Here is a 17,408-nt window from a genome sequence, read left to right as displayed (position 1 = left end):
CTCACGCCGGAACCAAGCCGCAGCCGAAACCCCCTCCCTGGCAATGCGGCGCGCGGGGCCGATGCCGTCTCATGCGATCCCGCTCAGCCGCCCGACATCGCCGTCAGCACGTAGATTTTGGCGCCTTCGGGCAGCGGCGTCTCCAGGGCGGCGCGGCGGCCTTCGACGAAAATATTGAGATGGCGCCGGACGCGCGGGGTGGTGTCGCAGAGCCGGTCGCGCATTCCGGGCCAGCGGGCATCGAGCGCGTCGATCATCTCGCCGACCGTCGCGGCCGACATTTCGAGCTGTTTTTCAGCGCCCGGAAACAGGTCGAGAAGCGCGCGCGGCAGCGTCACCAGGACCGTGGGGGCGGATGTTGCGTTGTCTTTCGGCATCGCGGTGATTTCCTCAATTGGATCATGCGGCAGGGGCCGGTTTAGCGCAAGCGGCTCCCCTCACCCGGCCGCTTAACGGCGGGAGCCGAAGGCGACCGGTTGAGGGGGAGGCCACACGCACGGCGCCAGCCGCTAGCCCTTCATTACCAAAGTCTCCACAGAGTAGATCGGCGGCAGGTGCTCTGCGACGCAGGTCCAGCTCTCGCCCTCATCGGCGCTGGCATAGAACTGGCCGCCGCTGGTGCCGAAATAGACGCCGGGGCGGTCATGCTTGTCCGTCGCCATGGCCTGGCGTAGCACGCCGAAAAAGGCGTTCTCCTGCGGCAGGCCCTGGCGCAGCGCCTGCCAATTTTTCCCGCCATCGCGCGTCCGCCAGACGGCGGCCTTGGCGTCCGGCATGTAGCGGCCGACCTGATCGCCGTTCAGCGGCAGCAGATAGAGCGTCTCCGGATCGCTCGGATGGGCGGCCGCCGGGAAGCCGAAGGTCGAGGGCAGGCCGGCCTCGATGCTCTGCCATTCGCGGCCGCCATCGTCGCTGCGGTACATGCCGCAATGGTTCTGCTGATAGAGCCGCTCCGGCTTGTTCGCCGCCATCACCAGCGAGTGCACGCATTGGCCGAATTCGGGGTATTTCTGGTCGTCGGGCGCGTAGTCGTTGCGCGTGCCGCGATTGCGCGGCTCCCAGCTTTCGCCGCGATCGGAACTGTGGAAGACGCCAACCGAGGACATTGCCACCCAGATTTGCCGGTCGTCGTTCGGGTTGGTGACGATCGAATGCAGGATCAGCCCGGCGCCGCCCGGGTGCCATTCAGGGCGGGTCGGGTGATCGCGCAGCCCCGAAACATGCGACCAGCTCTCGCCGCCATCCTCGCTGCGGAACAGGCCGGCCGGCTCGACGCCCGCATAAAGGCAGGAGCCGCATTGCGCGAGGCTCCAGACCGATTTCACCGGCGTCTCGCCCGCCGCATAGGCGAGGCCCTCGCTCGAATGGGTCCAGGTCTCGCCGAGATCGGTGGATTTCCATACCGCCGGGCCGAACCATTCATTGCCGCCGCCGGCATAGATGGTGCCGGTCTCCGGGTCGGCGATGACGTGATTGATCGGCCATGCCGGATTGAACGGACCGCGCAAATCCCAGGAGCGCCGCGCGGCGTCGCTCTCGAACACGAACGCGCCCTTCTTCGTCCCTATCAGCACCAGCGTTTTGCTCGCCATGTCATCTTCCTTTGTTTGCCATAGACATCATTGCCCGCCGAAGCGCGCGATCAGGCTTTCTCGACGAAGCTCGGGTCCATATGCATGAATTCCCAAATATGCCCGTCCAGATCCTGAATGCTGTGGTGGAGCATGAAACCGTGATCTTGCGGCTCGCTAAACGTGGTCCCGCCCGCGTCGAGCGCCCGCCCGACCATTTCGCCGACCGCCTCGCGGCTTTCGCAGGACAGGCAGATCAGGACTTCGGTGCTCTTGGTCGCATCAGCGACCGGCTTCGGCGTGAAACTCTGGAATTTCGGATGCGTGAGAAGCATCACATAGATGTCTTCCGACACGATCATGCAGGTCGCGGTTTCATCGGTGAATTGCTGGTTGAAGCTGTAGCCAAGCTTGGTGAAGAACGCGACGGACTTGTTCAGGTCCTTCACCGGCAGATTGACGAAGATCTTGGATGCCATGGGTTGCTCCTAGCGATTGATATCGTTCTGGATTGGTCTTGCGGGTGTAAATTGTCTTTGCGGCTCAGCTATGCCGTGGCGGCCGTGTGGCAGCAGGAATCCGCGCCAGCTTGCGCCTCATACTCGTCATTGCGCTTCACCCATTCCATGATCCGGTCCTCGTTCCTTCCCTTCGGGGTCATGTCGAGATAGATGAAGGCGCCGATAACTTCCTCATTGCCGCGCGCATAGCTCGAATAGGTGTGAAAGACCTCGCCGGACTCGTCCTTGTAGAACACGCTGAATCCGGGCAGTTCGTCCAGTCCGTATTCTTCTGGGATCTCCTGATAATTGTAATAGAGCTTGCCGGAGGCCATGTCGTCCTTGCTGAAGGAGACGTGATAGTCGTAATTGAAGTCGCTGCCATAGGACGACACCCATTCGGCCGTCCAGCCGAGGCGTTTCTTATAGGCTTCCAGCTTGGCGAGCGGAGCGCGCGAGACGCGCACATAGCTGACATCGTGATGTTGGAGATGGACGAGGGCGCCTTCCGCGTGATCGGCGGCCAGGGAGCAGCTCACGCAGCCCTGATCCAGGTCCCAGCGCCACATGAAGTGATGGACGATGAGCTGGCTGTTTGCGCCGAAAAGCTCGGCGAGCGTCCGTTTGCCCTCGGCGGTGTCGAAGACATAGTCCTTCTCGACCTTCACCCAGGGCAAAGCGCGCCGCTCGGCGCTGACCATGTCGCGCATGCGGGTAAGGGCTTTTTCATTCTTGAGATGCGCCTTGCGGGCCGTCAGCCATTCCTCGCGCGAGACGATGCTGCGGGCCGGTCTCGCGGCAGTCCTGCCATTCGGGGCCATTGTCCAACTCCTCCGTCTGCGGCTTCCTCGGGGCTAAATGCCAGCTTAGGAAGCGGCGTGTGACAAAGGACGAAGCAGCAGAGCGCATCCCGACAAGGCGCCGAAAAAAAATCGCTGAGGGTTGCGGGCAACGGCAAAAAGGGCGCGGAGAGGCGCGGCCAGGCAGGGCGCCCCGCGGCTGGAGCGGCTTGCGGAGTTTTAACCCAGTTCGCTTTCCTGCACGACACGCTCGAAGCTCTCGGCGAGGCATTTGATGCGGTATTTCGGCTCGTCCGCGTCGGTGGAGAGCAAGCGCACGACCTTGCACTTGCTGGGACCGGCGCCAAAACTCATCCGGTGGGGGGTGAAATTGAGCGACTGGCCGATCTTGAACTTGTGTTCCGACATGGTGATCCTCGGGTCTTGGCAAGGGCGGACGCCTGCGCAAACGGCGCCGGCAGAAAACGGTGCCGGCGGCAAAATGTTCAAGGCATTCGGGACTAGAAATCCGGTGGGCGCGGCATCGACCGAGAATCCCCAGGTCTATTTCGGCGCCGCGCCTCGGTAAAAATACATAAGTATGGTCGCATGACAGACGCAGGAACACCATGGAATTAGCATGCGTTCCTTAGCGGGACGCAATTTACCCCTATGATAACTGTCAGCGAAATCGGCTTGTCCCCAGGGTAAAGAGAGGTTGTGCCGATGTCTGAAATGCGGTTGTCTGAGGTTCGGCTTGTCATAGGCGTCGTTAAGGACTAGGTTGCCGTCTCGACTTTGGCCAGACGATTGGTCCGTTACACCTTGGCGCTGCTAGGTGCACGTTCAGACTCTATCCAAACTTCGATATGGCGAGCGGTCGCTTACGCACCTTGCGTCGGCTGCTCATCTGCACTCGCAGTGAAAAGGTTGAATATCATGACTAACGGTACGGTTAAGTTCTACAACGGCCAAAAGGGCTTCGGTTTCATCGCTCCCGACGACGGCGGCAATGATGTGTTCGTGCATGCGACCGCTCTCGAGCGCGCTGGCATTCGCGGCCTCGCCGAAGGCCAGAAAGTCAGCTTCGAGACCGAGCGCGATTCCCGCACGGGCAAGATCGCCGTCAGCACGCTGCAGGTTTCGTAAGCCTTCAGTTTTTAGCGCGGCCCGAGGGCAGCGCCGAACGAAAGCCGCTCCCCTGGGGGCGGCTTTTCGCTGTCCGGCAACGTCAGGCGTCAGGATTGAGCGGCCACCGCATTTTCCTGCACCGGCACTTCGTCGGTCCAGACGCGGAAGCCGGACAGCACGCTCGGGCCGAAAATATGCGTCAGGGGGACATCGGCGGCGTCGCGGCCGAAGGCCATCAGGATGCGCCCGATGCGCGGCGCATTGTTGCGCGGATCGAACGTATGCCACTGGCCGCCGAGATAGACTTGCATCCAGGCGGCGAAGTCCATCGGCTCGTAAGGCGGCGGCTGGCCGATGTCGCTGACATAGCCGGTGCAATAGCGCGCCGGGATGTTCAGGCAGCGGCAGAAGGTGACGGCGAGATGGGCGAAATCCCGGCAGACGCCGCGGCGCTCGCGATAGGCGTCCGCCGCCGTGCGCGTCGGACTGGCCTCGGCATAGCCGAAAGTGATGTGATTATGGACGAAATCGCAAACCGCCTGCACGCGCGCCCAGCCGGGAGCGGTGTCCTTAAACAGCCGCCAGGCTTCGTCGGCCAGCTTATCGGTCTCGCAATAGCGGCTGCCGAGCAGGAATTGCAGCGTTTCGGCGGGCAGGTCTTGCACCTGGTGCTGGACGGCGTCCAGCTTGACGATGTCGGGGATGCCGCGATCGCGTATGATCGTATCGGTGCCGAGCGTGAAACGGCCCGCCGGCGCGACAAGGCGCGTGCACCAATTGCCGAACGAGTCCCGGTAGCCTTCGATCGGAACCGGCGGCGAGGTGGTCAGATGGTCCGGCCGCTCCAGATCCGAAACGCGCGAGAAATGCACGTTGAGCATGGCGATCAGCGGCGTGACTTGCGGAAATTCGAAGGTCAGCTCGCATCCGATTTGAATACGCACGTTGGTTCCGATCTGTGTGGAGCGAGGGTGGCCAAAATGACTGGCTTCGACAGGTCCCGGCCGCGCCCAAGCAAATCCGCGCCGTTCATCGATGCAACCCGTCAGGCGAGCTTTTGTTTCGAAAAGACTGTCTCACGCGGGGCACGATTTGGCGAGCGCGAAGATTGCGGCGCGGACGTCTCCGCCACTTATCCGCGTGTTGCATCCGCCGCGAGGCGCGATGTCTGAGCAAGGGAGCCCAGCCGGACTGGTCGCGACCGAGCTGCTCGATTGCCAGAGCTGCGGCGCCTGCTGTGCGTTTTCGCAGGAATGGCCGCGCTTCACGCTGGAATCCGATGCCGAACTCGATCTGATTCCTGCGGATTTCGTCAATGCCAGCCTGTCCGGCATGCGCTGCGAGGGCGACCGCTGCGTGGCCCTACAGGGCGAGATCGGCAAATCCACCGCTTGCGGAATTTATGGCCTGCGCCCCGACGTCTGCCGCGCCTGCCAACCGGGCGACGACGCCTGCCGCATGGCGCGGGCGCGCTACGGTCTCGACGGCGCCACATTCGGGTAAGCTACGCGCCACGCTGGAAAATCCTTCGCAATCGGGGCTGGCGCTGCCGCGATTATTCCAGCTTGGTGGCGTGATCCAAATTGCGTTTTGCCTTTCGCTCTATAATACGCCGTGTTATTTCTTGCGCTGCCTCGCTGGGGGTTCGATGCCGGGGTCACAGCCGCGAAGGACTAGGGGCACATTACGAGATTTTCGTCCTTCCGCAGCTTCGGTCTTCCCGTTGATCGTCTTCGAACATCACCGGACATCCAGGGCCAGGCGGGGCGATTTCGACGGGCCGCTGCTGGTAGGGAGCCTCGCGCGGCAACGACTTCCCAACTGCCTGACGCGCTCCGTGGAAGGACGATCCGCCTGAACCGCTTTTACGCTTCGGCCTGTGTGACCTTCGCGCCCGTGCAGCCTTGTTCGCGGCAGGGCCGCATTGAGCTCGCGATGGGCATCCGATGAATCGCACCGCAACGATGCCGCCCCGCAGCGACACGCCGGCGCCCTCGCTTATGGCGGCGGTCGCCAGCCACCCCGGCTTCTTCCTGCGGGCGGGACCGTTCCCGCTGGCCGTCATCGCAGAAGCCATCGGCGCGCAGCTCACCGACGCGGCGCAAGGCACCGCCATGATCGAGGACGTGCGTCCCTTGCGCGACGCCGGGCCTGGGCATCTGGCCTTCTTCGAGAACCGCAAATATGTCGGGCAACTCGCCGTCACCACCGCGCGCGCGTGTATCCTGGCCAGCGGCTTTGCCGCCCGCGCCCCGCGCGAGACCGCCACGCTGACCACCGCCGCGCCTTATCAGGCCTTCGCCCGCGCGCTGACGCTGTTCTATGCCGATGCTATGCGCAGCAAGGCCGCCGCCATCGGCGCCGAGGCCAATGGCGGCCTGATCCATCCGACGGCGCAGATCGCCGAAGGTGTCGTCGTAGAGCCGGGCGCCATCGTCGCGCGCGAGGCGGTCATCGGACCGGGCAGCATCATCGCCGCCGGCGCCGTGATCGGCTACCGCACCGTGCTCGGCGCGGATTGCTATATCGGCGCGGGCGCGTCTGTCACCCATGCGCTGATCGGCAATAACGTCATCATCCATGCCGGCGCCCGCATCGGCCAGGACGGTTTCGGCTTCGCCATGAGTTCGCGCGGCCATCTGAAGGTGCCGCAGATCGGCTGCGTCATCATCGGCGACGATGTCGAGATCGGCGCCAATTCCACCGTCGATCGCGGTTCCCTCGGCAACACCATCGTCGGCGAGGGCACCAAGATCGATAATCAGGTGCAGATCGCGCATAATGTGGTGGTCGGCCGTCATTGCGTGATCGTGGCGCAAAGCGGCATCGCGGGTTCGTCGGAGCTGGGCGACTTCGTCGTCATGGGCGCGCATTCCGGCGTGCTCGGCCATGTGAAGGTCGGCACGGGCGCGCAGATCGCGGGCATGGCCCATGTCAAGGACGACGTTCCCGCCGGGGCCCGCATGGGCGGGACGCCGGCGAAGCCCTTCAAGGAATGGGCGCGGGAAGTCGCCGTGCTGAAGAAGCTCGGCAAGCCCAAATCGCGCGCATCGCGCCGCCCGAAGGCGTGATGGGCGGCGAGGTCGGCGACGCACCCGCTGCTCGGTTCGCCCAAGCGCGCGGCCAGCCTGCTGGCGCCGCATTTGCCCGCGCGGCGGAGGCAGCGCGCGGCCGCAGCATCGTCGCGGCGCAGGACACCACCGAGATCAATTTCGCCGGCCGCAATAGTCGCGCTCAAGGCCGGCACGGTGGAGCTTCACCGTCCGGACGGCGGCCCAAACAGGACCCAGCCAGCCTGCGGCTCGGCCTGATCGAGGCGCGCGCAGTCGATCCGGCAGCGACGTGGACAAGCCGCTGATGTGGCGGCTTTTAATGGCTCTGCCGGCTAGGACCTTGGCCGCCCTCGCCCACCAGGGCCAAAATGTGTGAATCCCGCCGCTCCCATAGGGAGAAGGTACTCCGCTGCGGTCCGGTCGCGGCCGATCACTCGCCTGGGCGCGGCGTCAGGTCGTTGCGCAAGAGGCCGCGATAAATTTCGGCGTTGTCGCAGAGGCCAGCGAGGCGGCCGAGCTTGTCGACCAGCAGGATCGGGTGGTCGCTGCGCTGTTTCAGGGCGATGGCCTGCTGCAGCTTCAGATCGACCGGCGCCACGATCACGTCGCAGGGGACAATGCCGTTCTCGGAATTCGCGATAATGCCGATCCGGCCGTCGATCTCGACCCCGGTCGGGCAGCCGGCCTCGTCGACGGTGATGCTGACGCGCCCGTCCGGGCCGGCCAGCACCTTGAGGCCGTCGCGCGGCAGCGCCGCCGCCGGGGTCATCACCGCATTGCCGCGCAGCACGTTGAGCGGATTGACGTGCTTGACGAAATCGGTGACGTAGGCGTCGGCTGGGTGCAGCAGGATGTCCTCGGCCGTGCCCGCCTGCACGATCCGCCCGCCTTCCATGATGGCGATCGTGTTGCCGAGCTTCATGGCCTCGTCGAGGTCGTGGCTGACGAAGATGATGGTTTTCGAAATGCGCTCCTGCAGCGCCAGCAATTCGTCCTGCAGCTTGTCGCGGATGAGGGGATCAAGCGCCGAAAACGGCTCGTCCATCAGGAGGATGTCCGCGTCCGTCGCGAAGGCGCGGGCGAGGCCGACGCGCTGCTGCATGCCGCCGGACAGCTCATGCACATATTTGTCGGCCCAGCGCGACAGCCCGACCATCTCCAGCTTCTCGTCGACGATGCGGGTGTATTCGGCGAGCTTCATGCCGCGCAATTCGAGGCCGAAGCCGGCATTCTCGCGCACGGTGCGCCACGGCAGCAGGCCGAATTGCTGGAACACCATCGAGACCGTGCGTGAGCGCACGTCCCGCAGCATGGCGTCGGAGCAGGTGGCGACGTTGACCTGCTTGCCGTCATGCGAGACCAGCACTTCGCCGCGCGTCACCTCGTTGAGGCGGTTGACGGCGCGCAGCAAGGTCGATTTGCCGGAGCCGGACAGGCCCATCAGCACGCAGATCTCGCCGCGCTTCACCGCCAGATTGACGCCCGCCGCGCCGAGCACGCAGCCGGTTTCAGCGAGGATGCGCTCGCGGGCCGCCCCGGCATCGAGCAGCGCCACCGCCGCCGCGCGCTTCGAGCCGAAGATGATGTCGACATTGCGGAATTCGACGACGTTCATGGCGCTCACTCCCCCGCTCATTCCGGCCGCCGGAAAACGCGATCAAGAATGATCGCCAGGATGACGATGGCCGCCCCCGCTTCGAAGCCGGTCGCCACATTCACCGTGTTCAGCGCCCGCACCACCGGCTTGCCGAGGCCGTCCGCGCCGACAAGGGCGGCGATCACCACCATGGACAGCGACAGCATGATGCATTGGGTGATGCCCGCCATGATGGTGGGCAAGGCGGCGGGCAGTTCGACCTTGAACAGGAGCTGCGAGGGTGTCGCGCCGAAGGCGAGCGCGGCCTCGCGCAGCGGCGTCGGCACGGAGGAGACGCCGAGATGGGTGAGGCGCACCGGCGCTGGCAGCGCGAAGATCACCGTCGAGATCAGGCCGGGCACGGTGCCGAGGCCGAACAGCACCAGCGTCGGGATCAGGTAGACGAAGGTGGGGATGGTCTGCATCAGGTCGAGGATGGGGCGCAGCGCCGAGTAGAGCCAGGGCCGGTGCGCGGCGGCGATGCCGAGCGGCACGCCGATGATGACGCAGACGATGGTCGCGCAGGCCACCAGCGATAGCGTCTGCACCATCGGCTCCCAATAGCCGAGGTTGGCGACGAACAGCAGCGACAGCAGCACGAACGCGGTGAGGCCGATGCTGCGGTGGACGAGATAGGTGCCCGCCGCCGCGAGGCCGATGGCCAGCATGGGCGGCAGGGCCAGCAGCAGATTGGTCAGCCCGTCGATGATCGTGCCGAGCACCAGGGAGATGAAATCGAAAACACCGGCCGCATTCTGGGTGAGGAAGTCGATCAGCGACTTCATCCATCGGCCGAGCGGTATCTTGTGATCGACAAGCCAGTCATACATGCGCGCCACCTCGCCCTTAGAGCCGGATCGGTCATGACGGCCGCATGACCGGGCTCTAACTTATTGTTTGAGCATGATCTTCACCGCAAGAGGCCGGACCCGCATCCAGCCTTCCCGAATGATGCGGCAAGAACGGCCGCCGCGCCAGGGCCATGCGGCCGAGGCGCGGGGCTCGCGATGCGTCAGAGCTTGAGCGCGGCCTTGACGGCGGCGAGGCCCGGCTTGCCGTCGATGGTCGTCACGCCTTCCAGCCAGGGCGCCCAGGCGTCCGGATTGGCCTTCAGCCATTTCGTGGCGGCCTTTTCCGGCTCCATGCTCTCATTGAGGATGTAGTCCATGACGGTGTTTTCCGCCGTCAGCGAGAATTTGAGATTGCCGATCAGCTTGCCGGCATTGGGGCATTCCTTGGCCCAGCCGGCGCGGATATTGGTGTAGACTTCCGCCCCGCCGTAATTGGGGCCGAACACATCATCGCCGCCGGAGAGATATTTGATCGAATAGCGGGTGTTCATCGGGTGCGGCTCCCAGCCGAGGAACACGATCGGCTCCTTCTTCGGCGCCGAGCGCGCGACCTGGGCCAGCATGCCCTGCTCGCTGGACTCGACCAGCTCGAACCCTTTCAGGCCGAACTTGTCCTCGTTGATCATGCCAAGGATCAGCCGGTTGCCATCATTGCCCGGTTCGATGCCGTAAAGCTTGCCGCCGAGCTTGTCCTTGAACTTGGCGATGTCCTCGAAGGTCTTCAGGCCCGCGTCGTAAAGATAGGTCGGCACGGCCATGGTGTATTTGGCGCCGACGAGATTGGGGCCGATCACCTCGATGGATTTGTCGTCGTCATAGGGCTTGCGGTCGGCGGCCTGGGTCGGCATCCAATTGCCGAGATAAATGTCGATGTCCTTGTTCTTCAACGATACGTAGGTGACCGGCACCGACAGCACCTGGGTCTTCGGCGCGTAGCCGAGACCTTCCAGGATCGCCGAGGTGACGGCGGTCGTCGCGGTGATGTCGGTCCAGCCGACATCGGCGAAGCGGACGGCCTTGCAGCTCGCCGGATCGGCGGCGAAGGCGGAGGCGGTGCTAAGAATACCGGCGGCGAGTATCGCTGCGGCGGATGCGAAGTTCGACCTGATCATTGCTGCTCCCCATTTCCCCTGAATTCAGGACCTCGGAGCGGAAGGCGCCTGCCGAGTCGTAATCGCCCGCGCCCTTCGCCCGCTCACCCATTCTCGGCCAGCGCTGATCTGAAATTCAAACGGAATGTTAAGGATTTGTCACTGCCTATTTTTGATCATTCAATCAATGGATCTGCTCCCAAAGCAGTCAGATTTCTAAGCATTTTTCCTTAGCTTGCCTTGGAAACGGGCAGGTCTGGGCCCGTGCTTTTGTCTATTGATTGAACCTTCAATCAATGCATCATTATGGTGCGAATACCGCCCAGCCCTCGACCAAGGAGCAAGATGATGCGGGACGTTACGCTCGCCCGGGCCGAGGATCAGCGGCGGCAGCAGCTCATCGATGCCACCATCGAGACGCTGGCCGATGTCGGCTTCAGCGCCTGCACGCTCGGCGAGATCGCGCGGCGGGCGGGCGTGTCGCCGGGCCTCGTCGCGCATTATTTCGGCGACAAGGATGGCCTGCTCGAGGCGACCTTGCGGCATATGGTGAGCCGCCTTGGCCATTCCGCCGCGCGCCGGCTGAGCAGCGTCCGCGACCCGCGCGCCCGCATCCAGGCGGTCATCGACGCCAATCTCTCGCCCGAGGAATTCGAGCGCCGCACCGCCTCGGTCTGGCTCGCCTTCTGGGGCCAGGTGATCCACTCGGCGCGCTTCCGGCGGCTGCAGGCGATCTATCAGCGGCGGATGATCTCCAATCTCAGCCATGCGCTGCGCCAGCTCCTGCCGCCGCAGCAGGCCGTGGACATGGCGACGCTTGTCGCCTCGGTCATCGACGGGCTGTGGCTGCGCGCGACGCTTTCGGGCAAAAGCGAGACGGAAAGCGCCAATGCCCGCCGCTTTGCCACCGATTTCGTCGACCGGCAGCTTGGGGCCTTAGGCGCATCATCGACGCCAGCTTCCGCGCGGCGCGCGAAGGCAACGGCCACAGCGTCCGCGGCGGATCGGCCCGATGCCGCGAGCGAGACGAGCGCGACGCACTTCACCTCGATCAATCCCGCGACGGGCGAAGTGCTCGCCGAAATCAGGGTCTCGACCGCCGCGGATGTCGATGATGCCGTCGCCGCCGCCAAGGACGCGCAGACCCGCTGGGCCGCCCTGACCGGAGCCGAGCGCGCCCGCATCCTCCGCCGCGCCGCCGACCTCCTGCGCGCGAGCAATGCAGACCTTGCGCAATTGGAGAGCCGCGACACCGGCAAGCCGATCCAGGAAACCATTGCGGTGGACGTCCTCTCCGGCGCGGATTGTTTTGACTATTTCGCCTCCGTCGCCGCCACGCTGACCGGCGAGCAGATCGACCTCGGCCCATCGGCTTTCGGCTATACACGGCGCGAACCGCTCGGCGTGGTCGCCGGCATCGGGGCGTGGAACTACCCTTTGCAAATCGCCTGCTGGAAGGCCGCGCCCGCGCTCGCCTGCGGCAATGCGATGATCTTCAAGCCCGCCGAGCTGACGCCGCTCACCGCGCCCCGGCTCGAAGCCATCCTGCGCGAGGCGGGCGCACCTGACGGGCTGTTCACCGTCGTGCAGGGCTTTGCCGAGACCGGCCGCTTGCTGACCCGCCATCCCGGCATCACCAAGGTCTCGCTGACCGGCGAGGCGGGCACCGGCCGCAAGGTCATGGCGGATGCCAGCGCCACGCTCAAGCACGTCACGCTGGAACTCGGCGGCAAGTCGCCGCTGATCGTGTTCGAGGACGCCGATATCGACGACGCGGTGTCCGGCGCGCTGCTCGGCAATTTCTACTCGGCGGGTGAGGTTTGCTCAAACGGCACCCGCGTCTTCGTCCATGCCAAGATCAAGGCGGCCTTCCTCGACAAGCTGCTCGCCCGCACGAGGCGGATGAAGATCGGCGATCCGCTCGACCCGGCGACCCAGGTCGGCGCGCTGATCTCCGAGGCGCATATGCGCAAGGTGCTCGGCTCGATCGAGGCGGGCAAGCGCGAAGGCGCGGCGCTGCTGATCGGCGGCGAGCGCGTCACCGGCGGCGGCCTCGAGCGCGGCTTTTTCGTCGCGCCCGCCATCTTCGACCGCTGCACCGACGATATGAGCATCGTGCGCGAGGAGATCTTCGGCCCGGTCATGTCGGTGCTCAGCTTCCGCGACGAGGAGGAAGTCATCCGCCGCGCCAATGCCACCGATTTCGGCCTGGCGGCAGGCGTCTTCACCCGCGACCTCGCCCGCGCCCATCGGGTCATCGCGCGGCTGGAAGCGGGCACCTGCTGGATCAACCAGTACAATGTCACGCCCATCGAGCTGCCCTTCGGCGGCTTCAAGCGCTCGGGCCTCGGGCGGGAGAACTCCAGGGCCGCGATCGAGCACTACACCCAGATCAAGAGCGTCTACGTCAATCTCGCCCGCATCGAAGCGCCCTATTGAGACTCCAGATGGCCATCAACGACGTCACCACCTTCGATTACATCATCGTCGGCGCAGGCTCCGCCGGCTGCGTGCTCGCCGACCGGCTGAGCGCGGATGGCGCCAATCAGGTCTGCGTGCTGGAATATGGCGGCTCCGACCGCTCGATCCTGATCCAGATGCCCGCCGCACTCTCCATGCCGATGCGCTCGAAAACCTATAATTGGGGTTACCACACCGAGCCGGAACCAGGCCTCGGCGGGCGCATTCTGCATTGCCCGCGCGGCAAGGTGATCGGCGGCTCGTCCTCGGTGAACGGCCTCGTCTATGTGCGCGGCAACCCGCATGATTTCGACCGCTGGGAGAGCGAAGGCGCGTCCGGCTGGGGCTATCGCCATGTGCTGCCCTATTTTCGCCGGGCCGAGAAGCGCCGCGACGGCGGCAACGCCTATCGCGGCGATGCCGGTCCGCTCGCCACGCAATATGGCGCGCTGGCCAATCCGCTCTACCGCGCCTTCATCGAGGCAGGCAAGCAGGCGGGCTATCCGGCCAATGCGGATATTAACGGCCAGTCCCAAGAAGGTTTTGGGCGGCTCGACATGACGGTGAAGGACGGCCGGCGCTGGTCCACTGCGAACGCCTATCTGAAGCCCGCCATGAAGCGCCCGAACCTGACCGTGATCACCGGCGCGCTGGCGACGCGCATCCTGTTCGAAGGACGCCGCGCAATCGGCATCGCCTATGAGCGCGGCGGGCGGGCCTGCGAGTTGAGGGCGCGGCGCGAGGTGGTGCTGTCGGGCGGCCCGATCAACACGCCGCAGCTTCTGAAACTGTCCGGCGTCGGACCCGCCGGGGAACTGCGCCAGCACGGCATCGATGTCCTGCACGACCTCCCCGGCGTCGGCGAGAATTTGCAGGATCATCTGGAATTCTATTTCCAGGTCGCCTGCCGCCAGCCGATCACGCTCTATTCCTGGCAGGGCCTTTTAGGGCGGGCGAGGGTCGGCGCGCGCTGGCTCGCCTTCCGCAGCGGGCTTGGCGCGACCAACCATTTCGAGAGCTGCGGCTTCATCCGCTCGCGGCCCGGAATCGACTATCCCGACATCCAGTATCATTTCCTGCCGCTCGCCGTGAGCTATGACGGCAAGCACCTCGCCACCGAGCACGGCTTTCAGGCCCATGTCGGCCCGATGCGCTCGAAGAGCCGGGGCTGGGTGCGGCTGAAATCGGCTGACCCGCGCGACCATCCGCGCATCCTGTTCAACTATATGAGCCATCCCGACGACTGGACCGAAATGCGCGCCTGCGTGCGGCTGACGCGCGAGATCTTTGCGCAGCCCGCCTTCGATCCCTATCGCGGCCGTGAGATCCAGCCCGGCGCGGAGGTCACGAGCGACGAGGCCATCGACGCGTTCATCCGCGCCAAGGTGGAGAGCGCCTTCCACCCGTCCTGCACCTGCCGCATGGGCGCGCCGGGCGACCGCATGGCGGTCGTCGATCCGCAGGCGCGCGTCATCGGCCTCGATGCCTTGCGCATCGCCGACAGCTCGATCATGCCCTCGATCACGACGGGCAACCTCAACGCGCCCACCATCATGATCGGCGAGAAGGCGGCGGACCATATTCTCGGCAAGGGGCTGCTGGCGGCGTCGAACGCGGAATATGGCGCGCTCGGCCGCGCGGCGGAGTGAGCCTGACCGGGTTTGGGCCCCCCCGCCCTCGCACGGACCGGGCTCACCGCGCCTCGGGCTTTTGGCGGTATTTTGCGATGAAGGCGCGCAAGCGGGCGAGGGCGCCGAAATTATAGATGTCGGAATGCCCGGCCCCGTTCAGCACGGCCATCTGCTTGGGCTCCGGCGCCAGATCGAAAAGCTGCTTGCCGAGCGAGAAGGGCACGGTCCGGTCGGCGGTGCCGTGCATGATGAGGATGGGGGCTTTCACCCCCGCGATATGGCGCTTCGACTCGAAGCGGTCGACCATGAAGGTCTGCACCGGCATGATCGGGTAGAGCAGCTTTCCGACATCGGGCAGCGAGGTGTAGGGCGCGTCGAGGATCAGCGCGCCGACCGGCCGGGCCGCCGCCAATTGCACCGCGACGCCGGTGCCAAGCGATTCGCCATAGGGGATGATGTCGGAGGCCGGCAGGCCCTGCTTGCGCAGATAGTCGTAGGCGAGCAGCGCATCCGCCACCAGCGCCGTCTCGGAGGGCCTGCCGGAGCTGCCGGAATAGCCGCGATAGGAGGGCATGAACACGCCGAGGCCGACATTGGCGTACATCTTCAACCGCTCCGAGGCATCGACCAGATTGCCGGCATTGCCGTGGAAATAGATCAGCGTCGGCTGCCCCTTGGCGGCGCGCGACCACCAGGCGATGACCCGCTCGCCGTCCGGCGTGTCGAGCTTGACCTCGCGCACATCGGTCAGCCCTTCATCCTCGGGCGTGTAATAGGTCGAGTCGGGGAAATAGATCAGCCGCCGCTGCAGCATATAGAGCGAGAATGCCGCCGCCACGTACAGGCCCACGAGGCCGAGCGCGACGATGAGCAGCCCCTGCGTCACCTTCCCACCTGGGAGCTTGGGTGCAATGGCACGGCCTATCGCCGATAGGCGCGCGCCGTCAGCCAGGTCTGGGCCAGCGCGGCGACGGCGGAGATGATCGAGGACAGGATCGAGATGGTGACGGCCAAATCCTGCCGCTCGGAGGGTTTGGCGTCACTCCGGAACGACCGCTCGGCCGGGCCGGTGCCGTCAGGGCTCTTTTCGATGCCGCGCAGTTGCGGCTGCGAGGCGGTGGGCGCGCCGGCTTCCGGGAGGAAGGTCCGCCAATACAGCGCGCCGGCCGTTGCTATGATCGACACGACAAATAGAAACCTGAAAAACCGACGCATGACGCGAGCTCCCAAAACCTTCGCCGAGCGGGTGTTCTTGCCTCTGCTTACGGCTTTTCCGCGACAATTATCAAGCTCAGAAAGCTTTGACGATTTCCTCGGTCATCTTCTTGGCGTCGCCGAACAGCATCATGGTGTTGTCGCGGTAGAACAGCGTGTTGTCGATGCCCGCATAGCCCGAGGATAGCGAGCGCTTGATGAACATCACCGTGCCGGCCTTCCACACTTCCAGCACCGGCATGCCGAAGATCGGCGAGGACGGGTCTTCCTTGGCGGCGGGGTTGGTGACGTCATTGGCGCCGATGACGAAGGCGACGTCGGCCTGGCTGAAGGCGTTGTTGATGTCCTCGAGCTCGAACACCTCATCATAGGGCACGTTCGCCTCGGCCAAGAGCACGTTCATGTGGCCGGGCATGCGGCCCGCGACCGGATGAATGGCGTAAGAGACATCGACGCCGTGCTTCTTCAGCGTGTCGGCCATGTCGCGCAGCGCGTGCTGGGCCTGGGCGACGGCCATGCCGTAACCGGGGACGATGATGACCTTGGAGGAGTTCTTCAGAATGAAGGCGGCGTCGTCCGCCGAGCCCTGCTTGACGGGCCGCGTCTCGGCCTTGCCGCCGGCTGCCGCGGTCTCACCGCCGAAGCCGCCGAGGATCACCGAGATGAAGGAGCGGTTCATGCCCTTGCACATGATGTAGGACAGGATCGCACCCGAGGAGCCGACCAGCGCGCCGGTGATGATGAGAGCCGAATTGCCGAGCGTGAAACCGATGCCGGCGGCGGCCCAGCCGGAATAGGAATTCAGCATCGAGACGACGACCGGCATGTCCGCGCCGCCGATCGGCACGATGATGAGCACGCCGAGCACCAGCGCCACCACCGTGATCGCCCAGAACAGCAGCGCCGAGCCGCTGGTGCAGAACAGCGCGATCAGCACGATCAGGCCGGCGGCGAGCGCGATGTTGATGAGATGGCGGGCGGGCAAGAGGATTGGCGCGCCGGACATGCGCCCGTCGAGCTTCAGGAAAGCGATGATCGAGCCGGAGAAGGTGATCGCGCCGATGGCGACGCCGAGCGACATTTCGACGAGCGTCGCCACAGCGATATTACCGGGCGAGCCGATGCCGAAGGCTTCCGGCGCATAGAGCGCCGCGGCGGCGACGAACACCGCCGCGAGGCCGACGAGGCTGTGGAAGGCGGCGACGAGCTGCGGCATGGCGGTCATGGCGATCGAGCGCGCCGTATAGGCGCCGATGCCGCCGCCGATGGCGAGGCCGCCGACGATCATCAGCCAAGTGGTGCCGTCGCGCGGGGCGACCACGGCGAGTGTCGTCAGGATGGCGAGCGTCATGCCGGCCATGCCGAATTGGTTGCCCTGGCGCGCGGTTTCCGGGCTCGAAAGCCCGCGCAGGGCAAGGATGAACAGCACGCCCGAGACGAGATAGAGGAGCGCTACAAGATCAGCGGACATGTGGTTTTCCCTCGCCCTT

17 protein-coding genes and 2 pseudogenes are annotated in these 17,408 nt (G+C 65.1%); 7 read left to right on the top strand and 12 right to left on the bottom strand.

Translation table 11 applies throughout. The features are described from left to right. Positions 1-83 precede the first annotated feature (83 nt). The 5 genes from BLEFHOIH_RS14895 to BLEFHOIH_RS14875 form a co-directional block, all read right to left on the bottom strand. The gene (locus tag BLEFHOIH_RS14895; protein WP_088346788.1) at positions 84-377 is read right to left on the bottom strand and encodes a MoaD/ThiS family protein; all 294 of its coding nucleotides are present in this window, start codon (positions 375-377) and stop codon (positions 84-86) included. Between the two features lie 132 nt (positions 378-509). Beyond that, positions 510-1,592, bottom strand: a complete 1,083-nt coding sequence (locus BLEFHOIH_RS14890) for a glycoside hydrolase (protein ID WP_088346786.1) — start codon at positions 1,590-1,592, stop codon at positions 510-512. 50 nt (positions 1,593-1,642) lie between these two features. Beyond that, complete coding sequence (locus BLEFHOIH_RS14885; RefSeq protein WP_088346784.1) at positions 1,643-2,050, bottom strand: VOC family protein; 408 nt, start codon at positions 2,048-2,050, stop codon at positions 1,643-1,645. 68 nt (positions 2,051-2,118) lie between these two features. After that, positions 2,119-2,892 carry a thioredoxin family protein gene (locus BLEFHOIH_RS14880; protein WP_088346782.1) on the bottom strand — a complete coding sequence of 258 codons (774 nt, stop codon included), beginning with the start codon at positions 2,890-2,892 and terminating at the stop codon, positions 2,119-2,121. A 198-nt stretch (positions 2,893-3,090) separates the two neighbouring features. Further along, positions 3,091-3,279: a hypothetical protein gene (locus tag BLEFHOIH_RS14875; protein WP_088346780.1), complete on the bottom strand. Its 189-nt coding sequence runs from the start codon at positions 3,277-3,279 to the stop codon at positions 3,091-3,093. Positions 3,280-3,789: 510 nt separating this feature from the next. Here BLEFHOIH_RS14875 and BLEFHOIH_RS14870 point away from each other — a divergent pair. Then, positions 3,790-3,999, top strand: a complete 210-nt coding sequence (locus tag BLEFHOIH_RS14870; protein WP_088346858.1) for a cold-shock protein — start codon at positions 3,790-3,792, stop codon at positions 3,997-3,999. 89 nt (positions 4,000-4,088) lie between these two features. On the opposite strand, the gene BLEFHOIH_RS14865 is transcribed toward BLEFHOIH_RS14870, so the two are convergent. Beyond that, a complete protein-coding gene (locus BLEFHOIH_RS14865) occupies positions 4,089-4,925 on the bottom strand; it encodes a transglutaminase family protein (protein WP_088346778.1) in 837 nt (278 codons plus the stop codon). 220 nt (positions 4,926-5,145) lie between these two features. On the opposite strand from BLEFHOIH_RS14865, the gene BLEFHOIH_RS14860 reads away from it, so the two are divergent. The 3 genes from BLEFHOIH_RS14860 (at position 5,146) to BLEFHOIH_RS14850 (ending at position 7,339) form a co-directional block, all read left to right on the top strand. Next, complete coding sequence (locus tag BLEFHOIH_RS14860; protein ID WP_088346857.1) at positions 5,146-5,484, top strand: YkgJ family cysteine cluster protein; 339 nt, start codon at positions 5,146-5,148, stop codon at positions 5,482-5,484. A gap of 443 nt (positions 5,485-5,927) precedes the next feature. Beyond that, entirely contained in the window at positions 5,928-7,052 is a 1,125-nt protein-coding gene (gene lpxD / locus BLEFHOIH_RS14855; RefSeq protein WP_245297020.1) for a UDP-3-O-(3-hydroxymyristoyl)glucosamine N-acyltransferase, read from the top strand. After that, on the top strand, positions 7,052-7,339 hold the full coding sequence (locus BLEFHOIH_RS14850; RefSeq protein ID WP_088346776.1) for a hypothetical protein: 288 nt from the start codon (positions 7,052-7,054) through the stop codon (positions 7,337-7,339). Before lpxD ends, BLEFHOIH_RS14850 begins: the two co-directional genes overlap by 1 nt. A 125-nt stretch (positions 7,340-7,464) precedes the next feature. On the opposite strand, the gene choV is transcribed toward BLEFHOIH_RS14850, so the two are convergent. The 3 genes from choV to BLEFHOIH_RS14835 form a co-directional block, all read right to left on the bottom strand. Continuing rightward, on the bottom strand, positions 7,465-8,649 hold the full coding sequence (choV, locus tag BLEFHOIH_RS14845) for a choline ABC transporter ATP-binding protein (protein ID WP_088346774.1): 1,185 nt from the start codon (positions 8,647-8,649) through the stop codon (positions 7,465-7,467). Between the two features lie 17 nt (positions 8,650-8,666). Further along, a complete protein-coding gene (gene choW, locus BLEFHOIH_RS14840; RefSeq protein ID WP_088346772.1) occupies positions 8,667-9,500 on the bottom strand; it encodes a choline ABC transporter permease subunit in 834 nt (277 codons plus the stop codon). 182 nt (positions 9,501-9,682) lie between these two features. Further along, complete coding sequence (locus BLEFHOIH_RS14835) at positions 9,683-10,633, bottom strand: choline ABC transporter substrate-binding protein (RefSeq protein WP_088346770.1); 951 nt, start codon at positions 10,631-10,633, stop codon at positions 9,683-9,685. Positions 10,634-10,918: 285 nt separating this feature from the next. Between BLEFHOIH_RS14835 and betI the strand changes: the two are divergent. The 3 genes and pseudogenes from betI to betA form a co-directional block, all read left to right on the top strand. Further along, a pseudogene (gene betI / locus BLEFHOIH_RS27270) lies at positions 10,919-11,533 on the top strand (transcriptional regulator BetI); the annotation flags it as partial. Between the two features lie 102 nt (positions 11,534-11,635). Continuing rightward, a pseudogene (gene betB, locus BLEFHOIH_RS14830) lies at positions 11,636-13,051 on the top strand (betaine-aldehyde dehydrogenase); the annotation flags it as partial. An 8-nt stretch (positions 13,052-13,059) separates the two neighbouring features. Further along, positions 13,060-14,721, top strand: coding sequence for a choline dehydrogenase (betA, locus tag BLEFHOIH_RS14825; protein ID WP_088346766.1), 1,662 nt, complete (start codon positions 13,060-13,062; stop codon positions 14,719-14,721). Between the two features lie 43 nt (positions 14,722-14,764). Here betA and BLEFHOIH_RS14820 read toward each other — a convergent pair whose 3' ends face one another. The 3 genes from BLEFHOIH_RS14820 to BLEFHOIH_RS14810 form a co-directional block, all read right to left on the bottom strand. After that, entirely contained in the window at positions 14,765-15,589 is an 825-nt protein-coding gene (locus BLEFHOIH_RS14820) for an alpha/beta hydrolase (protein WP_245297019.1), read from the bottom strand. A gap of 35 nt (positions 15,590-15,624) precedes the next feature. Then, positions 15,625-15,918 carry a hypothetical protein gene (locus tag BLEFHOIH_RS14815; protein WP_125461723.1) on the bottom strand — a complete coding sequence of 98 codons (294 nt, stop codon included), beginning with the start codon at positions 15,916-15,918 and terminating at the stop codon, positions 15,625-15,627. Between the two features lie 76 nt (positions 15,919-15,994). Beyond that, a complete protein-coding gene (locus BLEFHOIH_RS14810) occupies positions 15,995-17,389 on the bottom strand; it encodes an NAD(P)(+) transhydrogenase (Re/Si-specific) subunit beta (RefSeq protein ID WP_088346762.1) in 1,395 nt (464 codons plus the stop codon). Positions 17,390-17,408: the final 19 nt, after the last annotated feature.

Origin of the sequence: Rhodomicrobium sp. R_RK_3, assembly GCF_002198715.1 — a bacterium.
Lineage (GTDB): Bacteria > Pseudomonadota > Alphaproteobacteria > Rhizobiales > Rhodomicrobiaceae > R-RK-3.
The sequence above is the reverse complement of the archived record's forward strand: the minus strand, read 5'-3'. Positions and strand labels throughout refer to the sequence as shown.